The sequence below is a fragment of the Streptomyces sp. NBC_01463 genome (assembly GCA_036227345.1).
Lineage (GTDB): Bacteria > Actinomycetota > Actinomycetes > Streptomycetales > Streptomycetaceae > Streptomyces.
This window is the reverse complement of record CP109468.1, coordinates 5,743,653-5,757,992: the sequence shown is the minus strand read 5'-3', so window position 1 is coordinate 5,757,992 and position 14,340 is coordinate 5,743,653. Positions and strand designations below refer to the sequence as shown.

Sequence of the window (14,340 nt, the reverse complement as noted above, 5' to 3'; positions counted from 1 at the left end):
TCCCGGCCGGGTGGGGGGAGTGTGGGGGCCGGCCGGGATGCACGGGCGGGGGAAGGTGGCTACTTGTAGGCGCCGAACGCCTTGGTGAAGGCGAGCGGCTCCTGGGCGATCGAACTGCAGGAGGCGTCCGCGGACGGCTTGGCCCCGCCCGCGCACTCCTTGTCCCGGGTGCCCGACCACATCGCGAGCCAGCCGAGGCCCTTCTCCTTGGCGAAGGCCACCAGCTGCGTGGCGTCCTCGACCTTGAAGATCTCGGTGCTGACGTCGTTGACCCCGATCATCGGGGTGACGGCGACGGCCTGCCACGCGTCCGCGTCGGAGAGCCCCAGCACACCCTTGATCTGGGCCTGGGTGGCGGTCGCCGCCTGGATCGCGTACGTGCCCATGTCGCCGCTGTACGAGGCGCCGTAGTCCATCGCCATGACGTTGACCGCCCCGACGTCCACGCCGTTCTTCTTCGCGTCGGCGATCAGGTCCACGCCGGGCTGGGTCAGGCCCTCGGGCATCACCGGCAGGGTGAACGACACGTCGAGGCCCGGGTGGGACTTCTGCAGCTTGGCGATGGCCTGGGAGCGACGGGAGTTGGCCGCCGTGTCGGGCAGTGCGCCGCCCTCGATGTCGAAGTCGACCTTGGTCAGCTTGTACGTGTCGACGACCTTGCCGTAGGCCGCGGCCAGCTCGTCGGCCGAGGCGCAGTTCAGGGCGAGTTCGGACCCGGAGGCGCCGCCGAAGGAGACCCGGACGTCGCCGCCCGCCGCGCGCAGGGCGCCGATCTGGGAGGCGACGTGGTCGTCACCGAGGCCGGTGACGCCGCCCCAGAGCGGGGCGCAGCTGCCGCCGGAGGTGATGAAGGCGAGGTTGAACTGCTTCACGCCGGTCTTGGTGGCGGTGTCGACCAGGTCGAAGGCCGGGTAGAGCGAGGTGTCCACGTACGGGGCGAAGCCGGCCCCGCTCGCGGTGCCGCCGCCGCTGTCGGTCTCGGTGGGCTTCGGCGTGGGGGTCGGCGTCGCGGTCTCGCCGGGCTGCTGGGTGGGGGTGGCCGTGGCGGTCGGGGTGGGGGTCGCCGTCTCGGTGGGGCGGCCGCTCGGCTCCGGTGTCGCGCCGGTGTCGACGGAGCAGGTGGCGTCGTCGATGAGGCAGCCGGTGGGGTCGGCGGCCGAGCCGTCGGAGCTGGTGACGAAGCCGATGGTGACGGACTTGCCGGGAGCGAGTTCCTTGTCCCAGCTCGCGGGCGTGACCGTGACGTGGCTGCCGCTGACGGTGTGCTCGCCGTTCCAGAGGGAGCTGAGCTTCGTGCCTGCGGGCAGGTCGAATTCGAGCGTCCAGCCGGACTTGGCGGTGCCGGTGTCGTTGGTGACGACGTACTGCCCGGTGTATCCGCCGGTCCAGCCGCTGGTCCTGGTGTAGGCGGCTGCGACGGCGGCCGCCTGGGCCGTGCCGGTGAGGGCGAAGACCGTTCCGCCGATCACTGCCGCGGCGACGACCGCGCCGATCGCCTTGGTCCTGGTGCTCGCCGTGCGCCGGTGCGTGCTGGTGCCCATCGCGTTCCTGCCTCGTCATACGGAAGTGGGGGATGCGGGAGCACGCTAGCGGCACCGAATCCGGCAAAGGGCGCCAATCGGACCGGAGTTGATGTTCTTAGGGTTGTCTTAAGGAGGGCATCGGCGCTGTTTAAAGGTGCGGGCCGGAACGGAACCGGATCGAGGTGTTCCGGCGGGTGGCTCCGTGCCGCTGCCGCCCCACCCGGTGACCGCGCCCGCCCCGCCGCGGCTGCCGGTCCCCGTCCAGGCCGATCCAGATCCGCACCTCCGTACCGCCGAGCACCGAGCGCCCGATCCGCACGTCGCCGCCGGTGGACTCGGCCACCCGGCGGACGATGTCGAGGCCGAGGCCCGTCGAGCCCACCGCGCCCTTCGCGCCGCCGCGTCCGCTGCCGCCGCGGGCCAGCGCGGCCTTGGGGTCCGCGATGCCGCCGCCCGCGTCCGAGACGAGCACGATCACCGCGTCGCCGCTGTGGTGCACGTCGACGGCGAAGGCGGTGCCCTCGGCGGTGTGCCGGAACACGTTGCCGAGCAACGCGTCCAGGGCGGCCGCCATTTCGGGGCGGGCGACCGGAATGCGTACCGTACGGTCGACTCCCGCCAGGCGCACCTCGCGGCCCTCGTCCTCGGCCAGCGCCGACCAGAAGTCCATCCGTTCGCGGATCACCTCGGAGACGTCGCAGCCGGCCCCCGGCCCGCCGCCCTGCCCCTGGGTCTGCGGGCGCTGTTCGCGGGCGGTCCTGATGATCGTGTCGACCTCCCGCTCCAGCTGCTGGACGGCCGCCCGGGTCTGTTCGGCCGCGGGGCCCTCCCCGAGCGAGGCGGCGTTGAGCCGGAGCACGGTGAGCGGGGTGCGCAGCCGGTGCGAGAGGTCGGCGGCCAGTTCGCGCTCGTTGGCGAGGAGTTGGACGACCTGGTCGGCCATCGAGTTGAACGCGGTCGCGGCGGAACGGAGTTCGGTCGGGCCCTCCTCCGGGACGCGGGTCCCGAGCTGCCCCTCCCCCAGGTCGTGCGCGGCGCCGGCGAGGCGCCGGGCGGGCTCGACCATGCGGACGCCGAGCCGGTCGGCCACCGCGACCGAACCGACGATCAGCGCGATGCCGACGCCCGCGAGCATCAGCCAGGCCGTGGCGACGCCGTTGGAGACCTCCTCCTCCGGCACGAACACCTCGACGACGGCGGTGCCTCCGCCGCCCAGCGCGGTCGGCTGGAGCAGCGCGGAGCCGCCCCTCACCTCGGTGATGGAGGCGCGCCCCGACTCCTGCACGGTCTCCAGGTCCTTGCGGGTGGCGCGGCGGGTGCCGATCTCCACCGCGACGCTGTCGGCCTCGTCGGACGCGGGGACATGGACGGCCATCCGGTCGTCGGCCCCCGGTTCGGTGGTCAGGACGGCCTTCTGGAGCTCGGCGCGGTCGGCGGTGATGGAGAGGGTGGGGCCGATCATCGCGGCCTGCCGTTCGGCGTCGGAGAAGGCGCGGTCGCGGGCCATCTCCTTGATGACGAGGCCGAGGGGGACGGCGAAGGCGATGACGACCATCGCGGTGACGGCCAGGCAGACCTTGACCAGGGCCCATCTCATGCGGGCTGCTCCGGGGGCGCGGCGGGCGGCTGGAGTTTCACGCCGACGCCGCGCAGCGTGTGCAGATAGCGCGGCCGGGCGGCCGTCTCGCCCAGCTTCCGGCGCAGCCAGGAGAGATGGACGTCGATGGTCTGGTCGTCCCCGTAGGACTGCTGCCAGACCTCGGCGAGGAGTTCCTTGCGCGGGACGACGACGCCCGGCCGGCCGGCCAGGAAGGTCAGCAGGTCGAACTCGCGCCGGGTGAGGTCGAGTGCGGTGCCGTCGAGTTCGGCCCGGCGGCGCAGCGGATCGATGGAGAGTCCGCCGACCTGGATGACGCGCGGCGGCGGTGCCTCGCCGCCGGCGGCCCGCGAGCGGCGCAGCACGGCGGCCATCCGCGCCGAGAGGTGTTCCACGGAGAACGGCTTGGTGAGGTAGTCGTCGGCGCCGTCGTTGAGCAGCCGGACGATCTCGCTCTCGTCGTCGCGCGCGGTCGCGATGATGACGGGCACGTCGGTGATGCCGCGCAGCATCTTCAGCGCCTCGGCCCCGTCGAGATCGGGCAGCCCGAGGTCGAGGATGACCACGTCGAACCGGAAGTGGGCGACCTCGCGCAGCGCTTCGAGCGCGGTGCCGACACTCCGTACCGTGTGGGAGGCCTCGGTCAGGTGCCGGATGAGGGCGGAACGTACGAACTGGTCGTCCTCGACCACGAGCACACTTGGCATGGGCGGCACCGTACGCCATCGGGCCGCTCGCGGTCCGCCCGGTGGCGGCAAGGGGGCATCACCGGGACACCGCCGGGGCCCGTGGTGCAGTATGTGCCCCGATGCAACGAGGACTCGTACACGCGCTGGCGTGGTCGCTCGCCACCGGCGCAGCGGTCACGCTGTCGTGGTGGGGTGTGCACACCGTGATGGCGGGCACGGCGTACGATCCGCCGCGCGCGGTGCCGCTCGCGGCGGGCACCCGGGCGGGCCGGGACTCCTCCGAGAACCTGTCGTCCTCCACGCACCGCCCGGAACCGTCCCCGTCGGCGACACCCCGCGCCACGCCCCGTTCCACCCCGAAACCGTCCGCGAGCAGGTCCCCCGCCCCGTCGCACACCCCGGCGGGCACCCCGCGGCCGACGGCCACGCACACCGCGTCGGGCACCGCGAAGGGGTACGGCACGGACGGCGGCCGGGTCGTCTTCGAGATGGGCCCCGCCTCGGCGAAGCTGGTGTCGGCGACCCCGGACCAGGGCTGGTCGGTGCAGGTGTGGACGAACACGACCTGGATCCGGGTGGATTTCGCCAAGGTCGACGGCACGACGGTGTCGGTCTTCTGCACCTGGAACGACCATCCGCCCATGGTCGACATCGTGAAGTCGTAAGGGGACGAGGGGCGTCAGTCGAACGCGGTGGCGGGCGGCGGGGGCGAGGGGCGGGCGTCCGCGTCGTGCACCGGGGCCGCGCCGCCGGTGAAGTCGGTGAGCGCACGGCCGTGTTCGACGCGTCCGGGGTGCGGATCGGTCGCCACCTTGCGGGTCAGCTCCGCGGTCCTCGGGGCGGTGTCCGAGGCGAGCAGTACGGCGTTGCCGAAGCGGCGGCCGCGGAAGACGACCGGGTCGGCGGCGAGGGCCAGCTCGGGGAAGACGGTGGCGGCGGTGGCGATCTGGCCGCGCAGATGGGCCAGCGGCGGTCCGTCGGCGAGGTTGGCCACGTAACTCCCGCCGGGCTTCAGGACCCGGCGCACCTCGGCGAGGAACTCGGTGCTGGTGAGGTGGGCGGGGGTGCGGGCCCCGCTGAAGACGTCGGCGACGACGAGGTCCGCCCAGCCGTCCTGGATCTTCCCGAGCCCGGCGCGGGCATCGGTGGCGCGGACCCTGATCCTGGCCTGCGGGTCCAGCGGCAGTTCCCGGCGCACCAGTTGGACGAGCGCGGCGTCGACCTCGACGATCTGCTGGGTGGAGCGGGGGCGGGTGGCGGCGGTGTAGCGGGCGAGGGTGAAGGCCCCGCCGCCGAGATGCACGACGTGCAGGGGCTGTCCGGGCGGTGCGGCCAGGTCGATGATGTGGCCGATCCGGCGCTGGTACGAGAAGGAGAGGTACGTCGGGTCGTCCAGGTCCACGTGGGACTGGGGCGCGCCGTCGATCGTGAGGGTCCAGGCGCGCCGGCGCTCCCGGTCGGGGACGAGCTCGGCGATGCCGCCGTCCACCGGCTCGGTGACGTTGCCCCCGGGCCGCTCGGAACCGCGCGCCGCCTTCCGGTCGGTCCTGCGCTCGGCGCGCTGCTTGCGCTCACCCGCGCCGCCGGCCGCTCCTCGACGTGCCACTGCCCCTCGCCCCTGCTCACCGCTCGCCGTGTCCGGGACCGGTCGGAGCCGGCCGTGACGGGCCGATCAAGACACCCGCCGTCCGGCCATTATGGGCTCAGCGGCAGTTGTCGGCCGCTTCGATCAGCCGGGCGGCCTGGTCGAGGGCGGCCCGGAGCACGGCCGGGTCGGTGACCGGGGTGTCGTCGGCGGGCGGCAGCAGCCAGCCGCTGCCGGAGACCGGCGGCTCGGCGGGGATGCGCAGCCCGCGGCCGTCGGTCTGCGTACAGGCGCTGCCCGGTACGTCCCAGGCCTGTGCGGTGCCGGGCGGCACCAGGAAGCCGAGGGTGGCGCAGGCCCCGTCGTGGATGACCGGGCCGACGGCCTCCTGGTCGGCACCGCGGCGCAGGATGTCGACGGCCTCCAGGCCCTGACGGGCGGGGACGGTCACCAGGTCGCAGGGTTCGGGGGCGGCGGGCGCACCGGCCCGCGGCTCATCGGCGGATGCCGTGGTGCCGCTCGTGGCCGTCGTGGCCGCCGTCGTCGCGGTCGTCCGCGCGCCGGTCGCCGTGCCGAGGTGCAACAAGGGACCTCTCCTCTCATCGCCGGGACGGAGCCGGACTCCGTCTCCACATGGACCAACGCGCCGACCGCGTCAAGGGCTACGGTGCAGCACCGCCGCAAAGGGTGGCAGTTCATGGCGGATCGTGGGCGAGATATCCGATTTGTTGGCAAACGCAGCGTGTGCGACTTGTCACAGCAGGTACGTTCTTGCTCCGCCGGGACACCGGAAACAGGCGCCCGGCTCGCACCAGAGAGGGCTCCGCCATGGTGTCGACACGGGCAGTTCCCAACCTCGCCTTCCGGCGGCTGCGCGGACAGCGCTCCGCCGGGGAGTTCGCTGCCGCGGTACGCAGGTCCGCTCGTGAGATCGGCGAGCAGGTCGCGTGCGACGCCCGGTACATCGGACGCGTGGAGTCCGGCGAGATCCGCTGTCCCAACTACGCGTACGAGCGGGTCTTCCTGCACATGTTCCCCGGGGCGACCCTGGCGGACCTGGGCTTCTCACCGCGCGAATCGGTACGCGGCCGGGCGGCCCGGTCCACGGCGGCCGCCTCGCGCCCCCCGGCTTCCCCTTCCCCACTGCTCGTATGCGGCAGCGACATCGACGAGGAGAGCGACGTGCTGCGTCGCGCATTCATGACGAGCGGCACCACCGCGGTGGCGGCCGCCACCCTGGGCCTGGGCCTCCACGGCCCGGCCGCCGTCTCCCTGCCCGTGCAGCGCCGGGTCGGTGACGCGGAGGTGAGCGCCGTCGAGAAGGCGGTGCGGCAGATCCGGCTGCTCGACGACCGGCACGGCGGCGACGGTCTCTACCGGCGGGCCTCGCAGCCCCTGCGGGCGGCGTACGCGCTGCTCGACTCCGGCACCACGGCCCGCCGCTCCACCGCGGACCGGCTGCACGCGGGCGCCGGTGAGCTGGCCATCTCGGTGGGCTGGCTGGCCCATGACTCGGGCCGCTTCGACGACGCCCGCTCGCACTACGCGGAGGCGCTGGCCACCGCGCGGGTGGCGGGGGATCCGGCGCTGGAGGCGCACGCGTTCTGCAACGCGTCGTTCCTGGCCCGCGACACGGGACGGCCTCGCGAGTCCGTACGGGCCGCGGAGGCCGGGCAGCGGGCGGCCCGGCCGCTGGGCTCACCGCGGCTGCTGGCGCTGCTGGCCCTGCGGGAGGCGGGCGGGCGGGCCGGGCTCGGGGACCGCACCGGCTGCGAACGGGCGCTGGGGCGGGCGCACACCGCGTTCGGGAAGGGGCCGTCGGCGGCGGACCCGGAGTGGATGACGTTCTTCCGCGAGGCGGAGCTGGAGATGCTGGAGGCGCAGTGCTGGTCGGCGCTGGGCGACTGGTCGCGGGCCGCGCGGCATGCCCGGCGGGCCACCCGGCTCCAGGACCCGCACTTCACCCGGAACCTGGCGCTGTACCGGGCGGAACTGACCACGGACCTGGCCCGCGCGGGCCTCGCGGAGGAGGCGGCGGCCACGGGTCACCGGGTGATGGACCTGCTCGACCAGGTCCAGTCCTCCCGGATCCGCGCGATGCTGGCGAGCGCGGTGGCGGTCCTGCGGCCGCGGGGGCGGGGGTCGGTGGACGTACGGGACTTCCTGGACCGCCATGCGATGCCGGGCGCACACCCGAGCCCGTCCGGCACCTCCAGCCCGTCCGGCGTCTGAGGCCTGAAGCCCCGCTTCGGGAGCCGGTGCGCACCACTCAGCCCGGCCGGCGCTTGAGGGCAAGGGCCCGGACCCGGGACCGGAGCAACGGTTCCGTCCTCAAACGCCGGACGGGCTGAAAGTCACCGCTCCAGGTGCCCCGTGTCGTTCCAGCGTTCCACCGCCGGCGCCCCGTACGCCCAGCCCAGTACCGACAGGGACGTCGGGTCCAGCCGGATGCGCGCCGCGAACGACGCGTCCTCGCCCAGCCACCGCGCCCCCAGCACCCGCAGAATGTGGCCGTGGCCGAAGACCAGCACGTCGCGGTCGGCCGAGCGTGCCCACGCGACGACCTCGTCGGCCCGGGCCGACACCTCCGCCAGGGTCTCGCCCTCCGGCACCCCGTCACGCCAGATGAACCAGTCCGGGCGGACCGCCTTGATCTCGGCGGGTGTCATGCCCTCGTACGCCCCGTAGTCCCACTCCATCAGCGCGTCCCACCGCTCGGCCCGGCCGCCGAAGCCCGCGATCTCGCAGGTCTCGGACGCCCGCACCAGCGGACTGGTGCGGACCTCGAGGCCCGGCAGGTCCGCCCACGGCCCGCGGTGCAGCCGCTCGCCGAGGAGTTTGGCCCCCTCGCGCCCGGAGTCGAGCAGCGGAATGTCCGTCCTGCCGGTGTGATTCCCCTTGACGGACCATTCCGTCCGACCGTGCCGGGCCAGCAGGATGCGCGGTGCCATGTGACGGCTCTCCCTGAAAAACTGAGACCTCGGATGCGGGATCTGAGATCTTGGACATCGACGGGGACGATTCCGTCCGGGATGGAACGGGCGGAGCGACAGAAACGGATCGTCCGGATTTCCATCATCGCGCACCGATGCGCGAGGCAACCTGCGGGGCCGCGGCAGCGTCCCTCTGACCACAGACACATCCGAGCAGCTGAGGGGTGCCCAGGGCACCCCCGGGGGAATCGCGGCCGACGCGCACCGTACGGTTGAACGCCCGCAGTCGGCCGCATGAACACATGATGGAGAACTTCCGGATGCCGCATGCCACCACCGCGCCCGTGCCGCGCACCCGGCCCCGCTGGTGGACCGAGCTCCCGCTCCTGGCCCTGGTCTACGGGGCGTACTCGGGCGGCAGGCTCCTGGTCCGCGGTGACGTGTCCACCGCCGTCGACCACGGGCTGCGCATCCTGGATCTGGAGAAGGCCCTCTTCCTCAACGCCGAGCACCCGCTCAACCGGCTGTTCACCGCGCACCCCTCCATAGGCATACCCGCCGACTTCGCGTACGCCTCCCTGCACTACCTGGTCACCCCGGCCGTCCTGATCTGGATGTTCCGGCGCCACTCGGCCGCCTACCGCCGGGCCCGGACCTGGCTGATGACGTCCACCATGCTCGGTCTCATCGGCTTCACGCTGATGCCGACCTGCCCGCCGCGGCTGCTGGCCGCGGGGCACGGTTTCGTCGACACGATGGCCCAGTACAGCTCGTACGGCTGGTGGGGCGCCGAGGCGAGCGCCCCGCGCGGCATGGGCGGCATGACCAATCAGTACGCGGCGATGCCGAGCCTGCACGTGGGCTGGGCCCTGTGGTGCGGCATCCTCCTGTGGCGCCACGGCAGGCACCCGCTGCTGCGGGTCGCCGGCGTCGCCTATCCGCTGATCACGGTCTTCGTGGTGATGGGCACCGCCAACCACTACTTCCTCGACGCCGTCGCCGGCGCCGCCGTCATGGGCGTCGGGGCGCTGGTGGCCAGGCCTGTCTCGCGGTTCGCCGAGCGGGGCAAGAACGCGCTCCTGGCCCGTTTCGCACCGGTGTCCCCGGTCACGCAGTCCCCGGATGTCAGTGCCGGATGCAAGACTTCCGCGGGTGAGCGAATCCCCGGCCAGCGGACCACCTCCGCAGATCCCACCGATGCCGCAGGACCGGCCGGTCCACCTGCCCCGGCCGACGTCCCCGCCTCCGCGGGAAGAGCGGCGGGCGGTGACACTGCGGCAGCGGCTCGCTGAGCTGAGGGGCCCGGCCGTCCCACCGCGTCCGCTGGACGCCCGTGCGCTGGCCGCCCTGGCCGCGAACCCCGGCTGCAAGCGGCGCGCCCTGCTCGACGGGGCCGGGGTCGACAAGGCCGCGCTCGCCACCGCGCTCGGCGCACCGGCCCCCTTCGGCCAGTCCCAGTTCGCCTTCATGCGGGGCAACGCCTTCGAGGCCAAGGTCAAGGCCGACGGCGGTACGGAGCTGATGCGCCTGCTGCACGAGCGGTTCGGCGAGCCCGGCGAACCGCCCGTGGACGTCGCCGTGCCGGATCTCACCGCGGCCGGTCCCGAGGGCCGCGCCGCCCGCACCGCGCTCGCCCTGCGCGAGGCCACCGGGTCGGGCGGCTGGGCACTGCTCGACCACCCGATGCTGGCCCTGGAGGTGGCGGGCTCCCCCGCCTATCTGGAGCCGGACGCGGTGGTGGTCCATCCCGACGGGACCTGGACCGTCGTCGAGATCAAGTCCTTCCCCATGATCGACGGCTCGGCCGACGCGGCGAAGGTGGGTGCGGCCGCCCGTCAGTCCGCCGTGTACGTCCTGGCGCTGGAGCGGGTCGCCGCGGCGACCGAGGGCGCGTCGGTCGGCCACCGGGTGCTGCTGGTCTGCCCCAAGGACTTCTCCAACCTGCCGACGGCGTCCGCCGTGGACGTGCGCAAGCAGCGGGCGGTCACCCGCCGGCAGCTGACCCGCCTCACCCGGATCGAGGACCTCGCGGCCGCGCTGCCCGAGGGCACCACGTTCGACCCGGACAGCTCCCCCGAGACGCTGGACACGGCCGTGGAGTCCGTCGCGGCGGCGTACGCGCCGGAGTGCCTGGCCGCCTGCGAGCTCGCCTTCCACTGCCGGTCCAGGGCCCGGGCCGCCGGTGCGGTCGAGGCGCTCGGGCGCAGCGTGCGGGGAGAGCTCGGCGGACTGACCACGGTCGCCGACGTGCTGGCCGCGGCCGCGGGCAAGGAGGGCGATCCGGCGGATCCGACGGTCGCCGCCCTGCTCCGGGCGGCCGCGCTGCGCGCCGAGGCGCTGGGTCCGGTACGGAGTTCCAGCGCGGACGCCGTGACGTCGCGGGGGAACCCCGTACCGGACCTGGGGGGCACCGCATGTCGCTGATCGGCACCCTGGCCCGGCTGGAGGCCGTGGAGAGCGGCCGCGCCCGTCCGATGGCCACCGTCCGCCACCGCCACCTCACCGACCGGCCCCTCGTGCTCGTACCGCTGACCACCGCGGGTGAGGCCGGTGCCCCGCTCGGCGCGCTCGTGGGCACCGACCGGGACGCGCCCCGGCTGCTGGTCGTGGCCCAGCCGCGCGACCGGGATCTGCGGTTCGCGTTCCTGGCGGAGCTGGCCGAGTCGGTCCTGCCGTACATCGAGTCGTTCACCGAGGTGATCGAGCCGGCCGAACGGAACGAGACCGACCCGTCGACCGGCAAGAAGGTCAAGGTCGAGACGGAGCTGTGCACGGACGCGGCGCAGCTGATCGTGCCGAGCCGGGCGGGCATCGAGTTCATCCGGCTGCTCGGCCGCTCCATGCGGTTCCGGCGCACCGCGGAGGACGACCCGGACACCCCGTATCCGGCGCCCGCCCGGGTCCCGCTGCTGGGCCGCTGGCTGACGCACTACGGCGAGCGGGCCCGGGTGCCGGGCTCCTCGCTGCTGCTGGCCGGCACCGATCTCCTCAACCGGCACTGGGCGAGCGGCCAGTCCTCCCTGGAGGACCAGCACCTGGGTGCCCTGCTGGCCTGGATCGACCCGCCGGCCGGTGAGTCCGGGGCCGAGGCCGCGCTCCGCGCCGAGCTGGCCAGGGACCGGGAGGGGCAGTTGCTGTGCCCGCCCGCCGGACCGGCCACCGACCCCGACTTCGACAACCGGCTGCTGGCCCCCGCGATCGAGAAGTACGACCGGGCGCGCACCTCGCTGGCCGCCGCAGAGGACGGCATGGCGGCCGATGCCCGGCTCGCCGAGCTGACCGCGGCCGAGCGGGACATCAGACGCCTGCTGGCCGGTGTGCTGCGGCCGACCTGGGACGCGGTGTGGCACGGCCTCGACCTGATGCGGGAGCTGCCGGAGGGGTCCAGGGCCGAGGACCGCTGGACCCGCGACCGCTGGTCGTTCACCGGCCACCGCGACCGGGTGGCGGCGGGTGAACCGCCGCAGCCGCGCCGGGACGACGCGGTGACGGCGGCCCGCAAGCTGGCCGCGCGGGAGACGGCGCAGGCCCAGCTGGAGGCCCAGGAGGCGCTGGACGACCCGCTGGTGCTGGCCGGGCGCCGCCTGGCGGGCGAGGCGTTCCTCGCGGAGGTGACCGCGGTGGAGATGGCGTACAGCGAGTCCAAGCGGCCCTCGCCGCGCCCGCTGGTCACGGTCCGCACGGCGGAGCAGCCGCACCTGGGTGAGCGGGTGAAGGTCTACCGCTCACTGGACGGCAAGCCGCAGACCGCCGAGTTCGCGGGGTACGGGCCGCCGGAGGACGGTCCGGCGCCCGCGCTGGTGCTGCGGATCACCGACCGGATGGGCCGGGGCAAGGAGCCCGCGCCGGGCTCGGTGCCGGAGCCCGGTGACGTCATCGCCTGGACGCTCTTCGAGCACGACCAGCGCGGTGGCCCGCAGCTGCCGGACGCGGAGGAGACCCCGTGGACCCACGGCGGCCCGCCGGGCGGCGCGGCGGCTGCCGAGCGCCCCGACCCCGTGACCACGGAGGACCTGCTGTGACGGCCGTATTCGACCCGGGCGCGGCGGCGGGCCTGGCCACCGCCCGGATCCTGGACGACACGCTGAACGGCTCGGCGCGCGGCATCGTGGTGGACTCGCCGCCCGGCGCGGGCAAGTCGACGCTGGTGGTGCGCGCCGCGCTCGAACTCGCCGCGGCCGGACGCCCGCTGATGGTGGTCGCGCAGACGAACGCCCAGGTCGACGACCTGGTGGTCCGCCTCGCCGAGAAGGATCCGGGGCTGCCGGTCGGCCGGCTGCACAGCAACGACTCCGACCCGTACGACAAGGTGCTGGACGGCCTGGCCAACGTACGGAAGTCGGCGAAGGCGGCGGATCTGGCCGGGCTCGACGTCGTCATCTCGACGGCGGCGAAGTGGGCCCATGTGAAGAACGTCGAGCCGTGGGGCCACGCGATCGTCGACGAGGCGTACCAGATGCGTTCGGACGCGCTGCTGGCCGTGGCGGGGCTCTTCGAGCGGGCGTTGTTCGTCGGCGATCCGGGCCAGCTGGACCCGTTCTCGATCGTCGGCGCGGACCAGTGGGCGGGGCTGAGCTACGACCCGTCGGCCAGTGCGGTCTCCACGCTGCTCGCGCACAATCCGGAGCTGCCGCAGCACCGGCTGCCGGTCTCCTGGCGGCTGCCGGCCTCGGCCGCGCCGCTGGTGTCGGACGCGTTCTACCCGTACACCCCGTTCCGCAGCGGTACGGACCACGGCGACCGGCTGCTGTCCTTCGGGGTGGCGTCCGACGGCTCGGCGGCGGACCGGGTGCTGGACGAGGCCGCGGAGTCCGGCTGGGGCCTCCTGGAGCTTCCGGCCCGGCACACCCCGCGCACCGACCCCGAGGCGGTCCGGGCCGTGGCCCTGGTGGTGCGCCGGCTGCTCGACCGGGGCGGCGCGGCGACCAGCGAGCGCTCCCCCGACCCGGCGCCGGTGACGGCGGAGCGGGTCGCGGTCGGCACCGCCCACCGCGACCAGGCGGCCGCGGTGCGGGCGGCACTCGCCGAGCTGGGGGTGACGGGGGTCGCCGTCGACACCGCGAACCGGCTCCAGGGCCGCGAGTTCGACGTGACGGTGGTCCTGCACCCGCTGTCCGGCCGTCCGGACGCCACCGCGTTCCACCTGGAGACGGGCCGGCTGTGCGTGCTGGCATCCCGCCACCGGCACGCCTGCATCGTGGTGTGCCGCGAGGGGGTCGCCGACCTGCTGGACGAACACCCTTCGACGGAGCCGGTCCAGCTGGGCGTGACGGTGAAGTTCCCGGACGGCTGGGAGGCGAACCACGCGGTGCTGGCGCATCTGGCGGAACACCGGGTGCGCTGGGGGCGTTGAGGTCGGGGGCGCACGGGGGCACGGCGGATGGCCGAAGGCCCGGTGCACGCTCCCGGAAGCGCCCTTGCGGAGGGCTGGACAATGGAGGGTGGCCGTCGGGCCCACCGGAGGAGGAAGAACCACATGGCACAACCCGAGCGGAACGAGCAGCAGCGGCTGCGCCCCGCACCCCTGCTCTTCGAGCCGTCGGCGGCGGTCGCCGATCCTGAGCACTTCTTCGACCTGGAGTCGATGGACGATCCGAAGGAGCTGCTGAGCCGGGCCACCGAGCTGACGCTGGCCTTCCGCGCCGCGACGGACCGGGCGGTCGAGTTCCAGGCGATCGCGGCGGCACAGCTGGCGGATCCGCGCCGGTTCGACCGGCTGACGACCGCGGACATCGCGCGGCGGGCGGAGTGGACCGAGGACTACGCGGTGAAGATGGTCGAGTTCGGCCGCAGCCTGCTGGACGAGCCCAGGCCCTGACACCGGGGCGGCGGCCTGGGCGCCCTCCGGTACGAGCTGCCCGGCCGCCGGCCGTCCGGCGCCCGCTGCCCGCCGTACGGACGGGCTCCGGCGATGACTCCGGGTACAACCGTTGGCATATGCCAGGCGCGCAAGATACTCCCCTGCACCCCACCCTGTCCCGATTTCCGGCAACTCTCGGAATCCGGTTGATCA

13 protein-coding genes are annotated in these 14,340 nt (G+C 74.0%); 7 read left to right on the top strand and 6 right to left on the bottom strand.

What is annotated here, in order from left to right; genetic code table 11:
- Positions 1–59 precede the first annotated feature (59 nt).
- The 3 genes from OG521_25530 to OG521_25520 form a co-directional block, all read right to left on the bottom strand.
- The gene (locus tag OG521_25530; GenBank protein WUW23947.1) at positions 60–1,541 is read right to left on the bottom strand and encodes a cellulose binding domain-containing protein; all 1,482 of its coding nucleotides are present in this window, start codon (positions 1,539–1,541) and stop codon (positions 60–62) included.
- A gap of 130 nt (positions 1,542–1,671) precedes the next feature.
- Positions 1,672–3,120: a HAMP domain-containing histidine kinase gene (locus tag OG521_25525; GenBank protein WUW23946.1), complete on the bottom strand. Its 1,449-nt coding sequence runs from the start codon at positions 3,118–3,120 to the stop codon at positions 1,672–1,674.
- Positions 3,117–3,827 carry a response regulator transcription factor gene (locus tag OG521_25520; GenBank protein WUW23945.1) on the bottom strand — a complete coding sequence of 237 codons (711 nt, stop codon included), beginning with the start codon at positions 3,825–3,827 and terminating at the stop codon, positions 3,117–3,119. Before OG521_25520 ends, OG521_25525 begins: the two co-directional genes overlap by 4 nt.
- Positions 3,828–3,928: 101 nt before the next feature.
- On the opposite strand from OG521_25520, the gene OG521_25515 reads away from it, so the two are divergent.
- On the top strand, positions 3,929–4,474 hold the full coding sequence (locus tag OG521_25515) for a hypothetical protein (protein ID WUW23944.1): 546 nt from the start codon (positions 3,929–3,931) through the stop codon (positions 4,472–4,474).
- A 14-nt stretch (positions 4,475–4,488) separates the two neighbouring features.
- Here the strand turns inward: OG521_25515 and OG521_25510 are convergent, their stop codons facing one another.
- A complete protein-coding gene (locus OG521_25510) occupies positions 4,489–5,415 on the bottom strand; it encodes a fused MFS/spermidine synthase (protein ID WUW23943.1) in 927 nt (308 codons plus the stop codon).
- Positions 5,416–5,512: 97 nt separating this feature from the next.
- Positions 5,513–5,980: a hypothetical protein gene (locus tag OG521_25505; protein ID WUW23942.1), complete on the bottom strand. Its 468-nt coding sequence runs from the start codon at positions 5,978–5,980 to the stop codon at positions 5,513–5,515.
- 242 nt (positions 5,981–6,222) lie between these two features.
- Between OG521_25505 and OG521_25500 the strand changes: the two genes are divergently transcribed.
- The gene (locus OG521_25500) at positions 6,223–7,626 is read left to right on the top strand and encodes a tetratricopeptide repeat protein (GenBank protein WUW23941.1); all 1,404 of its coding nucleotides are present in this window, start codon (positions 6,223–6,225) and stop codon (positions 7,624–7,626) included.
- 122 nt (positions 7,627–7,748) lie between these two features.
- Here OG521_25500 and OG521_25495 read toward each other — a convergent pair whose 3' ends face one another.
- Positions 7,749–8,345 (bottom strand): histidine phosphatase family protein, encoded by a 597-nt coding sequence (locus tag OG521_25495; GenBank protein ID WUW23940.1) that lies wholly within the window; start codon positions 8,343–8,345, stop codon positions 7,749–7,751.
- A 302-nt stretch (positions 8,346–8,647) separates the two neighbouring features.
- On the opposite strand from OG521_25495, the gene OG521_25490 reads away from it, so the two are divergent.
- The 5 genes from OG521_25490 (at position 8,648) to OG521_25470 (ending at position 14,145) form a co-directional block, all read left to right on the top strand.
- Positions 8,648–9,619 carry a phosphatase PAP2 family protein gene (locus OG521_25490; GenBank protein WUW23939.1) on the top strand — a complete coding sequence of 324 codons (972 nt, stop codon included), beginning with the start codon at positions 8,648–8,650 and terminating at the stop codon, positions 9,617–9,619.
- A complete protein-coding gene (locus OG521_25485; GenBank protein WUW23938.1) occupies positions 9,525–10,751 on the top strand; it encodes a hypothetical protein in 1,227 nt (408 codons plus the stop codon). Before OG521_25490 ends, OG521_25485 begins: the two co-directional genes overlap by 95 nt.
- Positions 10,742–12,349 carry a hypothetical protein gene (locus OG521_25480; protein WUW23937.1) on the top strand — a complete coding sequence of 536 codons (1,608 nt, stop codon included), beginning with the start codon at positions 10,742–10,744 and terminating at the stop codon, positions 12,347–12,349. Before OG521_25485 ends, OG521_25480 begins: the two co-directional genes overlap by 10 nt.
- On the top strand, positions 12,346–13,680 hold the full coding sequence (locus OG521_25475; GenBank protein WUW23936.1) for an AAA family ATPase: 1,335 nt from the start codon (positions 12,346–12,348) through the stop codon (positions 13,678–13,680). Before OG521_25480 ends, OG521_25475 begins: the two co-directional genes overlap by 4 nt.
- A 123-nt stretch (positions 13,681–13,803) precedes the next feature.
- The gene (locus tag OG521_25470; GenBank protein ID WUW23935.1) at positions 13,804–14,145 is read left to right on the top strand and encodes a hypothetical protein; all 342 of its coding nucleotides are present in this window, start codon (positions 13,804–13,806) and stop codon (positions 14,143–14,145) included.
- The last annotated feature ends 195 nt before the right edge of the window (positions 14,146–14,340 follow it).

Excerpts from the sequence above, each read along its gene's own strand:
- OG521_25530 (WUW23947.1), bottom strand. The coding sequence starts at position 1,541 with ATGGGCACCAGCACGCACCGGCGCACGGCGAGCACCAGGACCAAGGCG.
- OG521_25525 (WUW23946.1), bottom strand. The coding sequence starts at position 3,120 with ATGAGATGGGCCCTGGTCAAGGTCTGCCTGGCCGTCACCGCGATGGTC.
- OG521_25520 (WUW23945.1), bottom strand. The coding sequence starts at position 3,827 with ATGCCAAGTGTGCTCGTGGTCGAGGACGACCAGTTCGTACGTTCCGCC.
- OG521_25495 (WUW23940.1), bottom strand. The coding sequence starts at position 8,345 with ATGGCACCGCGCATCCTGCTGGCCCGGCACGGTCGGACGGAATGGTCC.
- OG521_25480 (WUW23937.1), top strand. The coding sequence starts at position 10,742 with ATGTCGCTGATCGGCACCCTGGCCCGGCTGGAGGCCGTGGAGAGCGGC.
- OG521_25515 (WUW23944.1), top strand. The coding sequence starts at position 3,929 with ATGCAACGAGGACTCGTACACGCGCTGGCGTGGTCGCTCGCCACCGGC.
- OG521_25485 (WUW23938.1), top strand. The coding sequence starts at position 9,525 with ATGCCGCAGGACCGGCCGGTCCACCTGCCCCGGCCGACGTCCCCGCCT.
- OG521_25490 (WUW23939.1), top strand. The coding sequence starts at position 8,648 with ATGCCGCATGCCACCACCGCGCCCGTGCCGCGCACCCGGCCCCGCTGG.
- OG521_25470 (WUW23935.1), top strand. The coding sequence starts at position 13,804 with ATGGCACAACCCGAGCGGAACGAGCAGCAGCGGCTGCGCCCCGCACCC.
- OG521_25500 (WUW23941.1), top strand. The coding sequence starts at position 6,223 with ATGGTGTCGACACGGGCAGTTCCCAACCTCGCCTTCCGGCGGCTGCGC.